At 31.1% G+C, this 14,751-nt stretch carries 12 protein-coding genes; all 12 read left to right on the top strand.

Annotation, left to right across the window (positions count from 1 at the left end; translation table 11 throughout):
- Positions 1-58: 58 nt before the first annotated feature.
- The 12 genes from AC3ITQ_RS02020 to AC3ITQ_RS01965 all read left to right on the top strand — a co-directional run bounded on the left by AC3ITQ_RS02020 (position 59) and on the right by AC3ITQ_RS01965 (position 14,745).
- Entirely contained in the window at positions 59-1,450 is a 1,392-nt protein-coding gene (locus AC3ITQ_RS02020) for a UDP-glucose 6-dehydrogenase (RefSeq protein ID WP_489236625.1), read from the top strand.
- A gap of 81 nt (positions 1,451-1,531) precedes the next feature.
- On the top strand, positions 1,532-1,996 hold the full coding sequence (locus AC3ITQ_RS02015; protein WP_489236624.1) for a UpxY family transcription antiterminator: 465 nt from the start codon (positions 1,532-1,534) through the stop codon (positions 1,994-1,996).
- An 890-nt stretch (positions 1,997-2,886) separates the two neighbouring features.
- Positions 2,887-3,894 (top strand): mannose-1-phosphate guanylyltransferase, encoded by a 1,008-nt coding sequence (locus AC3ITQ_RS02010; protein ID WP_489236623.1) that lies wholly within the window; start codon positions 2,887-2,889, stop codon positions 3,892-3,894.
- A gap of 13 nt (positions 3,895-3,907) precedes the next feature.
- Complete coding sequence (gene rfbB, locus AC3ITQ_RS02005) at positions 3,908-4,954, top strand: dTDP-glucose 4,6-dehydratase (RefSeq protein WP_489236622.1); 1,047 nt, start codon at positions 3,908-3,910, stop codon at positions 4,952-4,954.
- Between the two features lie 49 nt (positions 4,955-5,003).
- Positions 5,004-7,427, top strand: coding sequence for an SLBB domain-containing protein (locus AC3ITQ_RS02000; protein ID WP_489236621.1), 2,424 nt, complete (start codon positions 5,004-5,006; stop codon positions 7,425-7,427).
- Between the two features lie 14 nt (positions 7,428-7,441).
- A complete protein-coding gene (locus tag AC3ITQ_RS01995; RefSeq protein WP_489236620.1) occupies positions 7,442-8,521 on the top strand; it encodes a Wzz/FepE/Etk N-terminal domain-containing protein in 1,080 nt (359 codons plus the stop codon).
- Entirely contained in the window at positions 8,518-9,486 is a 969-nt protein-coding gene (locus AC3ITQ_RS01990) for an SDR family oxidoreductase (RefSeq protein WP_489236619.1), read from the top strand. Before AC3ITQ_RS01995 ends, AC3ITQ_RS01990 begins: the two co-directional genes overlap by 4 nt.
- 5 nt (positions 9,487-9,491) lie before the next feature.
- Positions 9,492-10,763, top strand: coding sequence for a nucleotide sugar dehydrogenase (locus tag AC3ITQ_RS01985; protein WP_489236618.1), 1,272 nt, complete (start codon positions 9,492-9,494; stop codon positions 10,761-10,763).
- A 65-nt stretch (positions 10,764-10,828) separates the two neighbouring features.
- Positions 10,829-11,239: a serine O-acetyltransferase gene (locus tag AC3ITQ_RS01980; protein WP_489236617.1), complete on the top strand. Its 411-nt coding sequence runs from the start codon at positions 10,829-10,831 to the stop codon at positions 11,237-11,239.
- 7 nt (positions 11,240-11,246) lie between these two features.
- A complete protein-coding gene (locus AC3ITQ_RS01975) occupies positions 11,247-12,155 on the top strand; it encodes a WaaS/CpsH family glycosyltransferase (RefSeq protein ID WP_489236616.1) in 909 nt (302 codons plus the stop codon).
- Positions 12,155-13,561 carry a lipopolysaccharide biosynthesis protein gene (locus AC3ITQ_RS01970; RefSeq protein ID WP_489236615.1) on the top strand — a complete coding sequence of 469 codons (1,407 nt, stop codon included), beginning with the start codon at positions 12,155-12,157 and terminating at the stop codon, positions 13,559-13,561. The genes AC3ITQ_RS01975 and AC3ITQ_RS01970 overlap by 1 nt, the downstream gene beginning before the upstream one ends.
- A complete protein-coding gene (locus AC3ITQ_RS01965) occupies positions 13,558-14,745 on the top strand; it encodes an EpsG family protein (RefSeq protein ID WP_489236614.1) in 1,188 nt (395 codons plus the stop codon). The genes AC3ITQ_RS01970 and AC3ITQ_RS01965 overlap by 4 nt, the downstream gene beginning before the upstream one ends.
- Positions 14,746-14,751: the final 6 nt, after the last annotated feature.

Raw genomic sequence — 14,751 nt, 5'->3', positions numbered from 1 at the left:
GTGAAACGGTGTTAGAATAACCTGAAACAAACCCGAGATTAAGATAACAGTAAAATAAATGAAAATTACAAAAATTTGTTGCATTGGTGCAGGTTATGTTGGAGGTCCAACGATGGCGGTAATTGCTCAAAAATGCCCACATATTGAAGTCACTGTCGTTGATTTGAATGAACAAAGAATTAAAGACTGGAATGATCCAAATACTGATAATATTCCAATTTATGAACCAGGTCTTTCAGAAATTGTAGCTGAGGCCAGAGGGAGAAATCTTTTCTTTTCGACAGACGTGGATAGAGCAATTGATGAAGCACAGGTGATTTTTATATCAGTAAACACACCAACCAAAACCTATGGAAAAGGTAAAGGTATGGCGGCTGATTTAAAATATATTGAATTATGCGCCAGACAAATTGCAAAAGTGGCAAAGCAAAATAAAATTGTTGTAGAGAAATCGACTTTGCCAGTAAGAACAGCTGAAGCTATTAAAAGTATTTTAGATAATACAGGAAATGGTGTTCAGTTTCAAATTTTGTCAAATCCCGAGTTTTTGGCTGAGGGAACAGCAGTAACGGATTTGTTAAACCCAGACCGAATTTTAATTGGAGGCGATACTACTCCGGAAGGTGAGTCAGCTATTAATTCTTTGGTTGATGTTTATGCAAATTGGGTTGAAAAAGATAAAATTTTAACGACGAATGTTTGGTCATCAGAGTTGTCTAAACTTACTGCAAATGCATTTTTGGCACAACGAATTTCGTCTATAAATGCAATGTCTGAATTATGTGAAAAGACTGGTGCTGATGTTAATGAAGTTGCAAGAGCAATCGGAATGGATTCCAGAATTGGTCCAAAATTCCTTAAAGCGTCTGTTGGCTTTGGAGGGTCTTGTTTTCAGAAAGACATTTTGAATTTGGTTTATATAGCAAAATCTTATGGTTTAAATGAAGTAGCAGATTATTGGGAGCAGGTCATTATAATGAATGATCATCAAAAAAGAAGATTTTCAAATAAAATCGTTCAGACATTATATAATACTGTGGCGGATAAAAAAATTGCATTTTTAGGTTGGGCTTTCAAAAAGGATACAAATGATACCAGAGAGTCTGCTGCTATTTATGTAGCCGATGATTTGGTCAACGAGCAAGCTAAAATTTCGGTTTATGATCCTAAAGTTTCAAGAAGCAAGATGCTTAATGACTTAGATTATTTAGGAACTAGAACAGCTGAAGAAAATGGTACAGCGTTAACTGTATTTGATGATCCATATGAAGCAGTTAAAGGATCTCATGCTATTGCAATTCTTACTGAATGGGATGAGTTTACAGCTTACGATTGGCAAAAAATATATAATTCTATGCATAAACCCGCATTTCTTTTTGATGGAAGAAATATATTAAATGCAAGAAAACTGGAAGAAATTGGATTTATTTACAAGGGAATAGGTTCTTAGTTTCTATTGATATTGAAGTACACTTAAAAGGAAATGAATGAAGGAAGATGCGAACGTTTTATTTCAATATAAAGACAAATTATGACTTGGTATGTTTTATATACAAAACCCAAATGGGAAAAAAAAGTAGCAGAAAAACTTAATCAAATTGGGATAGAGTGTTACTGCCCAACAGTTACACAAATTAAGCAGTGGTCAGATAGGAAAAAAAAGGTTGTTGTACCTCTTTTTAATTCTTATGTATTTGTTCAATTACCTGAAATTGAGAAAAATTCAGTTTTTACTGTTCCAGGTGTAATTCGATATTTATTTTGGCTAGGGAAACCTGCTGTAGTGCGAGATGAGGAAATTAGTATTATTAAGACAAGTCTTCAGGCTTCAGATGTGATTGATGTTACGGTCTCTGCAATTCAGGTGGGAGATAAAATAAAATTAGAATCGGGAGCTTTTAGTAATCAGGATGCAATTGTACAGGAAGTTTCGAAAACACATTATATTTTGATACTGGAATCTCTAGGTTGTGTTCTAAAAGTGAAATATAAATAATTAGGTGTTTCATACTAAAAAAATCAAAAACGGTTGATGAAATGTTAGATATATACATTTTATTAGCTGTTTTTTTTATTATGTGTTTTTTTACATACTGATTGATAGTGAGTTGGTAATTTTAAGTTTTTTTTTGTGATTTGTTTTTTGCGTATTACGGGAAACCGTATTGAATAAATTGACTTAAAATGCTATATTTGCTGAAAATGATTTTAAAGTATCTGTGCCAGTTTTTGTGGCTCAGAGGGGCGAAGCCGTGAAGTTAAGTTACTGGATCTTGTGAAAAAGTAGTGTAAACGGAATGTAATATTAAAGTCTCAGTTATTACTTTGGTTACAAGCTATGCTCCTTAAAATTATATTGCGAGCTATAAAGTCAGAATTTTTTAGTGAACATACTCAGTTTAGATTCTTTTTAATGAGTTCAATTAGAATAAAATAGTTTGCTGCAATTCTGAAATATTTTTTGTAGGTCCACGTTTAAATAACTGCATTAGCGAGAGTATCGCTTCACAAGTAGTAAAGTTGATGATAGCAAAGGGATTTCTGTTAATGGAATAACCTTCTAATACTTGGTACTACGGTATCGTATGGATTTATTGGTGACTAAAACTGCTGATATAATAAAAGTATTAATATAACAAGGCATATCATCACGGTATATGATCCTCTCTCGGATATGGAGGAAGTTAAAAGAGAAAGATTAACAATGTTAAATTCAATTTTAAAAGAAAAATTTTCTATTTTGTTTTAAGTTAGGATTTAAAATTTTTAAGTCTAAATTTTTCAAACTTACAAAAACAAGTAGCTAACTATTTGATGTAAAGAATGGTCTGAGATTAAGGCTGATTGGATACTTAATAGCAACAGTGCTTTTTATTAAAAAAAAATATGAATATAGATAAATCTATTACACATGTAATTTTGACTGGCGGAGTAGGAAGTAGATTATGGCCTCTCTCGCGAAAAAGCCAGCCAAAACAATATTTAGAAATATTTGAAGGAAAATCTTTATTTGAAATGACGGTCGACCGCAATAGTCATTTAGCGAATAAAGTGATGGTTGTAGGAAATATTGATAATCATCATTTAAGTGGTAAAGTGATGGGGAAAACCCAAACTTCCTATATCAATATTGTCGAAGCGACACCAAGAAATACTGCTGCAGCAATAGCATTTGCTGCATTTGCATCTAATCCTCAAGATGTATTAATTATAACCCCCTCTGATCATATTATTGATAAAATGGAAAATTATAATGAGGCGATCAATGATGCTGTTAAAAAAGCACAAGAAGGTTTTATTGTTACATTTGGAATTATACCAACTAAACCAGAAACCGGATACGGGTATATTGAATCTAAGGGAGATAAAGTGATTTCTTTTCGTGAAAAACCAAATGAAACCACTGCAAAAGAATTTATTTCGAGAGGAAATTTTTTATGGAACAGTGGTATGTTTTGTTTCAAAGCTGGGGTATTATTGGAAGAATTAAAGCAATTTCAGCCTGATGTTTATGAAAAGTCAAGGGCGGTCTGGGAGACAAATAAAGATGGTTTTTTAGACTTAGATTTATCATTAGAAATTCCGTCAATTAGTATTGATTATGCAGTGATGGAACGAAGTAAGAAAATAAAAGTAGTTCCAGCTTCGTTTTCATGGTCAGATTTAGGGTCATTTGAATCAGTATATGATTATTTGGTTTCAAAAAATCATCCTGTTGATAAAAATGGGAATATGGTTATTGGATCTGAAAAACATACTGTTTTCTTAGGATTAAGAAATACAATTTTTGTTTATACAGATTCAGTTAATTTAATTTTGCAAAAAGAAAATTCACAAAATGTGAAAGATATTTATAGTGAGTTGGAAAAGCAAAATTCTGATTTACTAAACTAAACTTATATTTAAAATGAAAAAAATTCTTATAACAGGAGGTGCTGGTTTTATTGGGTCTCACGTCGTTAGACGTTTTGTTAATAAATATCCAGAATATCAAATATTTAATTTGGATGCTTTAACTTATGCTGGAAATCTGGAGAACATTAAAGATATTGAGAATAATTCAAACTATACTTTTATAAAAGGAGACATTGTCGACGAAACATTTATAAATGAACTTTTTTCTGTCCATAATTTTGACGGAGTATTACATTTAGCGGCTGAATCACATGTTGATCGTTCAATTAAAGATCCGTTGGCATTTGTTAAGACAAATGTTATCGGAACCATGAATTTATTAAATGCGGCTAAAAATCAATGGAAAGATAATTTTGATGATAAGCGTTTTTATCATATAAGTACAGATGAAGTTTACGGTTCGCTTGGGGCTGAGGGACTTTTTACAGAAACTACACCATACGATCCTAATTCTCCTTATTCTGCTTCAAAAGCAAGTTCAGACCATTTTGTTAGAGCTTATGGTGAAACTTATGGTTTGCCTTATGTTTTGACAAATTGCTCCAACAATTATGGTTCTTATCATTTTCCGGAAAAATTAATTCCACTTTTCATAAACAATATCATAAATAATAAACCATTGCCAGTTTATGGAGACGGTAATTATACAAGAGATTGGCTGTTTGTAGAAGATCATGCTATAGCTATAGATCTTGTTTTTCATGCGGGAAAAAATCATGAAACTTATAATATTGGCGGGTTTAATGAGTGGAAGAATATAGATTTGGTTAAATTGTTATGCCAAATTATGGATCAAAAATTAGGTAGGAATATAGGAGCTTCAGCAGAATTGATAACGTATGTAAAAGATAGACCTGGGCATGATTTGCGTTATGCGATTGATGCTTCAAAAATTAACAAGGAACTAGGCTGGAAACCATCAGTAACTTTTGAAGAAGGATTGGAAAAAACAATTAATTGGTACTTAAGTAATGAAGAATGGCTTCAAAATGTAACTTCGGGGACATACAAAGAATACTATAAAAAACAATATTCGTAAAAAAAACAGGACTATTTAAGGCCCCTTTGGTTTAAAATTATAATTTAATATGAAAAAGATAACTTACGTTCTTACTCTATTTTTTGTTCTATTGCTGTCTTTTAGTGTACATGCACAGGACATGCTTAAATCTAAAGATTTGAGTACGGTAAAAGTCGATTATCTATCCCAGGAAGATATTGTAAAAATAGCAGCTCAATTAAAAAGCAACAATATGACTATTGATGAGGCTGAACCAATGGCACTTTCAAAGGGAATGAGCCAGACAGAGTTTGATAAGTTAAAAGGCAGAGTAAAAGATTTATCTTACAATTCGGGAAGTGATGCTAAAGCTGATCAGTTTAAAAACAACAAAACGCAATTTGGAAGAGAGCAGGAAAACATTGTAAATAATAAAGTTAAAGATTCCTCTAATGCCTTAATTTTTGGATCAGAACTTTTTGATAATCCTACTTTGAATTTTGAACCAGATTTAAAGTTGGCAACACCAATGAATTATATCTTAGGACCTGGAGATGAGTTGCAAGTAAGTGTTTATGGAGTTCAGGAATATAATGCCAGTATTCCTGTAAGTGTTGAAGGTAAAGTCAGTATTCAATATGTTGGGCAGATTGCCGTTTCAGGAATTTCGGTTGAAGCAGCGACACAGAAAATTAAAGCAGCTATTGCAAAAGTATATAGCTCTGTTCAATCAGGACAATCTCAGGTTAGTATCAGTTTAAGCCGAATACGTACTATAAAAATTACAGTTGTTGGCGGAAAACAGCCGGGAAATTATTCTATTTCCTCACTTGCCACAGTTTATAATGCATTGCATCTTGCTGGAGGGCCTGGCAAAAATGGAAGCTACAGAAATATTGAATTGATAAGAAATAATAAAGTCTACAAAAATGTAGATATTTATAGATTTCTGGTAAAAGGCGATCAATCAGACAATGTCAACTTAAAAGATAACGATGTTATTAGAATTCCTGCTTATAGTCAGCGAGTAACTGTAGAAGGACAGGTGAAACGACCTGGGATATTTGAAGTTAAAAAAGGAGAAACTTTTACTGATCTCTTAAGTTTTGCTTCTGGCTTTAATGAATTTGCTTATACAGCCTCAGTAAATGTTGTGCAAAAAACAGGAAAAGAATATAAAGTTCATGATATAAATGAAGCACAGTTTTCTAGTTATTATCCTCAATCTGGAGATGTTTTTAAAGTTACCAAAATCTTAAATCGCTTCGAAAATCGTATCAAAATTGAAGGCGCCGTTTTTAGACCAGATTATTATTCTTTCACAGAAGGAATGAGAATTTCTGACCTTATTACCAGAGCAGAAGGATTGAAAGAAGATGCCTATACAAAAAGAGCCAGAATCATTCGACTAAAAACTGATTTAACAACTGAAATTGTAAATGTGGATTTAAGTGGGGCATTATCTGGAGACTTAAATGCTGATCTTGAATTGAAAAGAGAAGATATAGTGACCGTTTACTCTATTCTGGATTTTAGAGAAGAATATAAAGTTACAATTGATGGTGAGGTAAAAAATCCAGGAACTTATGATTATTTTGAGAACTTAACCTTGAATGATTTAATTGTTCAGGTGGGTGGTCTAACCGGTTCTGCATCTAAAAGAGTTGAAATAGCAAGAATGGTAAAATCTGATATAATAGATGATAATGATCCGAAACGTGTTGAATTGGTCGAATTCGAAATTACGGCAGATAATAATGAACAGGTGAAAAATTTCATTTTGAAGCCCTTTGATGTGGTTAATATTAGAAGAATTGCAGTTTATGAAAAACCACAGATGGTTATTATAAGCGGAGCTGTTTCTTATCCAGGTAAATATGTTTTGGCAAATAAAAAAGAAACTGTTTATAATGTCGTAATGCGGGCAGGCGGATTGACATCAGTCGCAAACTCTGCCGGAATGAAAATCAAAAGACCAATCAAACAAGAGCAAATCGATAAAATAAAGAGTATTGATTTGAATTTATCTAAGAATGACACATTAGATGAAGCACTAGTAAAGAAAATTGAGGAAGATGTGAAATATGCAACGATTCCAATTGATTGGAAAAAAATTGTTAAGGACAAGAATCATTATTCAAATGTTACTTTATTTCCTGGTGATGAAATTATAATCGCAACATATAATGAAAGTGTAAAGGTTACCGGAAATGTTTTATTGACCTCAGAGATTCCATACAGAAATGGTAAAAACTTAAAATACTATATAAATGCTGTTGGGGGTGTAGATAGTAAGGGATGGAAAAAGAAAGCATATATTATTTATCCAAATGGTCAGGCGTCAGTAACTAATTCATTTTTGTTTTTCAGGTCATATCCGAAAGTACAACCAGATTCGCAAATAGTTGTTCCTGAAAAACCTGAAACAAATAAACTAAGTACAGGGGAATGGGTGAGTATTGGGAGTGTAATTACCAGTTTGGCTTTATTAATAGTAACCGCGTTTAAATAATTTAGAGACTTCTTATGAAAGAGAATGATACAGTCATTGATAATGAAATAACATTAAAAGAAATTATCGATCAATCAAAAATTGAATATCAATTTTTACTTTCTAAATGGAAAATTATTGTTATTGTTGGATTACTGGGAGGACTTTTAGGGTTAGGTTACTCTTACATTAGAAAACCAATTTATACTGCAACTTTATCATTTGCCCTTGAAGACGACGGAAATTCTGGTGGAGGATTAGGAGGTGCATTAGGATTTGCCAGTTCACTCGGTTTTGACATAGGTGGGAGCGGAGGAGGAGCTTTTGTGGGAGCAAATTTACCAGAGCTTTTTAAATCAAGATCAATGGTTGAGAAGGCATTATTAAACCCAATTAACATTGATGGTACAAAAACTTCTTTGGCCGAAGTATATATTCAAGATCACAATTGGAGAGAACAATGGGAAGATGATACTCAACTTGCAAAAGTCCAATTCTTGCCAAAAAAGGGAAATACGCGTTTTACACGTGTACAAGATAGTATCTTAGGTGTAATGTATAAAGATTTGTCGGAAAATGTTTTGAGTGTAGCTCAAAAAAACAAAAAGATATCAATTGTTAATATTGATGTAGTATACACAAATGAAGTTTTTGCAAAATATTTTACTGAAGCTCTTGCTAAAGAAGTATCTAATTTTTATATAGATACAAAAAGTAAAAAAGCTCGTATGAATATGACTATACTAGAGCGACAAACGGATTCAATTAGAAATGAACTTAATCAAGCAATAGCAGGTGTTGCTATAGCAAATGATAATACATTTAATTTAAATCCTGCATTAAATGTTAAGAGAATACCTTCTTCCCGAAAACAAGTTGATGTTCAGGCCGATGGAGCTGTTTTAGCAGAATTGATTAAACAAACCGAGTTAGCGAAAGTTACTTTACGTCGTGAAACCCCCTTGATTCAGATTATTGATAGACCAATTTTTCCTTTGAAAAAAGACAAAGTGGGAAAAATTAAAGGAATTCTTTTGGGTGGCTTTTTATTTGGTTTTTTGGCTGTTCTATATATGTTGCTTAAAAAATATTTAAAAAATAAAAATATTATATGAAAATTTTGATAACTGGTGGCGCAGGATTTATTGGGTCAAACTTATGTGAATACTTTCTACTTAAGAAATACCAAGTAGTCTGCTTAGATAATTTTTCAACTGGAAACAGACAAAATATTGATAAGCATATTTCTAATCCAGATTTTAAATTAATTGAAGGAGATATTAGAAATTTTGAGGACTGTAAAAGTGCCGTTCTTGGAGTTGATTTTGTATTGCATCAAGCGGCATTAGGATCAGTTCCTAGATCTATAAACGACCCTATAACCACTAATGAGGTAAATGTTTCCGGATTTTTAAATATGCTTGTTGCAGCAAGAGATGAAAAAGTAAAAAGATTTGTTTATGCAGCTAGCTCTTCAACTTATGGAGATTCTGTTGGTTTACCGAAAGTGGAGGATGTAATAGGCAAACCTTTATCTCCTTATGCCATTACTAAATATGTAAATGAACTTTATGCAGAAATATTTAGTAAAACATACGGGCTTGAAACTATAGGGCTGCGTTATTTTAATGTTTTTGGTAGAAGACAGGATCCGAATGGTGTATATGCCGCAGTAATTCCAAAATTTGTAATCCAATTTATGAATTATGAGAGTCCTGTAATAAACGGTGATGGCAACTACTCTAGAGATTTTACATATATAGACAATGTGATTCAAATGAATGAACTCGCCATGACTACTAGTAATCCTGAAGCGGTAAATACGGTTTATAATACTGCTTTTGGAGATAGGACAACTTTAACACAATTAGTGAGTTTATTGCAAGAATATTTATCTGATTTTGACCCAAAAATCAAAGATGTAACTGTTGTTCATGGAGCTAATAGAGTAGGTGATATCCCCCATTCGCTGGCAAGCATAGATAAAGCAAAAAAACTGTTAAATTATGATCCGCAATTTTCTATTCAAAAAGGGTTAAAAGAAGCCGTTAAATGGTACTACGATAATTTAAAAAATTAAAAAAAATGAAAAAAATTGCCATTATTGGTTTAGGATACGTTGGTTTGCCCTTGGCAAGATTGTTTGCTACAAAATATTCTGTTATTGGTTTTGATATCAATAAAGAAAGAATATCGTCTTTAAAATCAGGACATGATTCGACTTTAGAAGTAGAAGATGATATATTAAAAGCTGTTTTAGTTGATAGTCTTAGTGAGGTAAAAGGACTTTATTTTTCAGATTCTTTAGAAGACTTAAAGGAAGCACAAGTGTTTATTGTTACAGTACCAACACCTGTGGATAAAAATAATAGACCTGATTTAACGCCACTTTACAAGGCTAGTGAAACTGTTGGTAAAATTCTTAAAAAAGGGGATATTGTAATATACGAATCTACTGTTTATCCCGGAGTTACTGAAGAGGAATGTATTCCTGTTCTTGAGAAAGTATCAGGTTTAAAATTTAATGTTGATTTTTTTGCAGGATACTCGCCGGAGAGGATTAATCCTGGTGATAAACAACACACTGTTGAAAAGATCCTGAAAGTTACTGCAGGTTCAACTCCTGAAATTGGTGAAGAAGTGGATGCTTTATATAGAAGTGTAATAACTGCCGGGACTCATCTTGCCCCTTCAATTAAAGTTGCCGAAGCAGCTAAGGTAATTGAAAATTCGCAGCGTGATATCAATATTGCTTTTGTAAATGAATTGGCTAAAATTTTTAACCTAATGAATATTGACACGCAAGCCGTCCTTGAGGCAGCAGGTACAAAGTGGAATTTCTTGCCATTTAAACCTGGTTTGGTTGGAGGGCATTGCATCGGTGTTGATCCTTACTATCTCGCACAAAGAGCTCAGGAATTTGGATATCATCCTGAAATTATTTTGGCAGGAAGACGATTGAACGATAGCATGGGTGAATATGTAGCTTCGCAGGTGGTTAAATTAATGATAAAAAATGAAATCGCAATAAACGGTTCAAGCCTTTTAATGTTAGGAATTACTTTTAAAGAAAATTGTCCTGATGTAAGAAACACAAAAATAGTAGATGTAATCAATTCCTTAAAAGAATATGGTATTAAGATTACAGTCTATGATCCATGGGCAGATCCTGCGGACGTTTTTCATGAATATAAAATAGAAACACTTTCAGAGTTACCGAATGATAATTTTGATGCAATCGTATTAGGTGTTGCGCATGCTGACTTTTTAAAATTGGAATTTGATAACTTAAAAAAGGAAAAGGCTATAGTATATGATGTAAAAGGGATTTTAAATTTTTCAGATGGTAAACTTTAAAAAAGTATTTTCATAAATGTTTAGATATGGGACTATATAAAGTTGCGTGATGGAATAATTCATTAATGAGAAAAGTAAGATTAATGAATTATTTGTATTCAAAAAAAATTCCTTTTTTACCAGATATAATAATAAGATATATTCGCGTTATATATTCTTGCGACATACCTTTTAGAATTAATATTGGAAAAGGGGTCGTGTTTAAACATAATGGATTAGGTGTTGTAATTCATCCAAAATCAATTATAGGCGACTACACAAAAATTTATCAAAATGTTTCCATTGCCGGTCGTAATGGGAGAGAAGCTCCAACAATTGGAAAAAATGTGTTTATTGGGGCAGGGGCTTGTGTTTTAGGAGGAGTTGTAATTGGTGATAATGTAACAATTGGTGCTAACTCAGTTGTAATACATGATATTCCTGACAATGCAGTTGTTGTTGGCGTGCCGGGAAAAGTTGTGAAGTTTAATAATTAAGTAAAAAATGAAAGAAGAGAAAAATAAAATATTGCTGGTGTATGATTCAGTTGAATATTTTATGCCTTTTATCGAACGAAAAAATGTTGATGTCTTTAGATTATATAAAAATCTTAACTACGTAAATAGACTATTAAAAAAAATCTTCCAACTCTTAAATATTCGTACTATTTATTGGTATGAAAAATGGTTGAAAAATTGCAGTGATTACAAGACCATTATTTTTTTTGCAAATCGAGATTTTTATCCCTTGTACTACATAAAAAGGAAAAATCCCAAAGCAAAAATTATATTTTGGTATTGGAATCCGGCTATAAAAATGGCAGATCCGGATACTGTTCCTAAAGAATTATGCGAAATTTGGTCTTATGACCCTGTTGATTGCGAAAAATATAACTTAAAAAAGAATACTACATTCTATTTTAAGGATATAAAAATAAAAGAAGCCGCTAAAGAAATTGATTTACTTTTTTTAGGGATTAATAAAGGAAGGAAGAAAATCCTTAATGAATTAAATACTATAATGAATGAAAATAACATTAAAACTTATTTTCATGTAGTTCCAGATAAAAATGAAAAACGTCTAGATTCAATAAAGCCTATTCCTTATAAAAAATACCTTCAATTAGTTTCTAAATCCAAATGTATACTAGATCTGGTTCCGGAAGATAATAATGGAATGACATTAAGGCCAATGGAAGCCATATTCCTAAAAAGAAAACTTATTACAAATGATGCTAAAATTATGAAGGAGCCTTTTTATAATTCTAGCAATGTTTTTGTTTTAGGAGTTGATAAATTTGAAAATTTATATGATTTTATTAATTCTGAGTACACGGAAATAGACCTTAGTAAAGTACTTAGCTTTGATTTTGAAAATTGGTTAAATAGATTTTTTGTTGAAGAGAATAATTAATGAAAGATCTAATAAAATCATTTTTATCGTTTGGATTAGCTACATCTATAGATAGATTGCTAGGTTTAATTTTATTACCAATTTATACTAGTTGTTTTAATAAAGTTGAATATGGTGTAATAGATATGGTAGCAGTTATTCTCGGAATTGCCACAATATTTGGAGTGCTTCAAATAGAAACCTCTCTTCAAAGATATTATTATGAATCAAAAGAGCTGAGAAAAAAACTTTTGATTTCAAATGTATTTATTTTCATTTTAGCAGCCTCTGTTTTGGTAGCTGCAATAATGTATTTATTGGCACCATATTTGGCTGTTTCATTATTGGAGAATAAACATTATGAAGAGCTTATCAGGCTTGCTGCTTTTCAGCTTCCATTAATTAATATTAGTATGCATGGCCTTGTGGTTTTGCGTTATGAGCGTGAAAATTTAAAGTTTCTTCTAATCATAATTATTAAACTAATTCTCTCATTGCTTTTTGTTTACATTTTTGTTATTTTTCAGAAACTTGAGCTTTACGGCGTTTTTTTAGCGCAGTTATTCTCTCTTTTATTTTCAACTATTCTTGTATTAATTTATACAAAAAAGTACTTTGTATTATATTATTCAAAAGAAGTGATTAGAAAAACGACACGTTATGCTTTTCCGCAAATACCTGCAAGAATAGGTAGTGTGTTGCTCTCTCAGGCTAATCGTTTCTTTATGTTAAGTTTTTTAAGTTTAGGTGCAATTGGATTATATGCTGTTTCTTTAAAGCTAGCATCAGGAGTTCAAATGTTTTATTCTGCTTTTGTTATGGCGTGGGGACCTTTTATGTTCGATCAGTTTAAAAAGAAGAATAATAAAAAAATATTTGCATCGGTTTTGCCTATTATATCCTCCTTGATTTTTGCTGTCGTCGGTGTGATTACTTTGTTTTCGCAAGAAATTTTTCGTCTAATGGTATCTAAAGATTTCTATGAAGGACATAGATTTATAGGAGGACTTTCGCTTTATTTTGCTTTATTCATTATTAAAGAGGTAGTAGATATTGGACCCAAATTTAAAGAAAAAACTAAATTTCTTTCATATACATTTTTGGTTTCACTTTTAGTGAATTTAGGATCACTTTATATTTTAATTCAATTTTATGGTTTAGAAGGAGTTGTAATTTCAATGATCGTTACGAACGTATTTCTCGTAATTTTATCTTGGTTAGTTTCAAACTATCTATATCATATTTCCTTTAATAAAATTTATTTTATTTTGTTATTATTACCAGTTTTATTACTTAGTATAGTGTCAATGTACATTGAGTTTGGTTTAATAACAAGAATCGGGTTGACTTTTTTATTGCTGCTCATTTACTCTTGGAGTATGTATTTGTCTATAAAAAAATACAAAAATATTGTAATTACAGAATGATTTACATACTAATTTTTATTTCTATAATCTTCTGCGTGTTTTTGTTTGATTTTAATAAATCAAATGGAGCGTCAAATACCGTATATAATTTTTATTTGATCGTTTTTATTTTGATTGCAACTTTAAGGTGGAAAGTAGGTGGAGACTCAATTAGTTATCAGAATAGTTTTGAAGAAGATATACCAAATCTCTTCGAGTTAGATCTTGAATTCATTAAAGATTATAAATGGGAACCATTTTTTGTATTGGTGTTTTCATTTTGTAAAACGATAACAAAAGATTTTTGGTTTTTTCAATTCATTCATGCCATTTTTATTAATACAGTTTTTTTTAATTTTATTAAAAAGAACACTTCGTATAAATACATCGGATTAACTATATATTCGCTTTTTTTTTACTTCTATTTTAATTTTGAAATCTTGCGAGAATCGATAGCTGTAGCGATTTTTGTATTAATGTACCCCTTTTACTTAAACAAAAAATGGAAAAAATATTATCTTTTAGTGATAGTTGCTATCATGTTCCATTTTTCAGCATCAATATTATTAGTTTTCCCGTTGTTTCGTAATGCTGAGTTTAATTCAAGAGGAATTTTTTGGCTTTTTGTAATGGCGATTTTTTTCTTTATAATGAGTTTAATTTTTCCAATTCAATTAATATTTGCATTATTGGGAGATAATGCTCTCAACAAATTTGATTATTATTCTAACGTTATCATGAATTTTTATGGTACACTATATAAAATATTACTTTTCATAATTATTCCATATATAATATATAGATATAACAACAAGTATAGTAATAATGATCTTTTTAAAGAACTTATTTATGCTTATTTTTTTGTATCCTTTGCATATATTGTCATTTCAGGTTTAGGAAGATTTTTAAATTATTTCGCTCCTTTTGTCATCATTTATTATGCTAATACATTGCAGTTGATATTTAGATCAAAATCAATATATGAGATTAAAATTCTTCTTCTAGCAGTTATAATGTTTTTTCCAATAAATTATAAAATGTCTTATTACATGCGCTCTACAGATTATCTCGTTAAAGGAACTTATGCTTATAATATGTGGTTCCCATATTCTACAATATTTAGTAAGGAAGAAAAACTCGATCGTGAAACATTACACGATGAAGGATTAAGAGAATCACTTTCTAATACTTTAGATAATAATTAAAATATT

The organism is Flavobacterium sp. KH_001 (assembly GCF_057840745.1).
The sequence above is the reverse complement of the archived record's forward strand: the minus strand, read 5'-3'. Positions and strand labels throughout refer to the sequence as shown.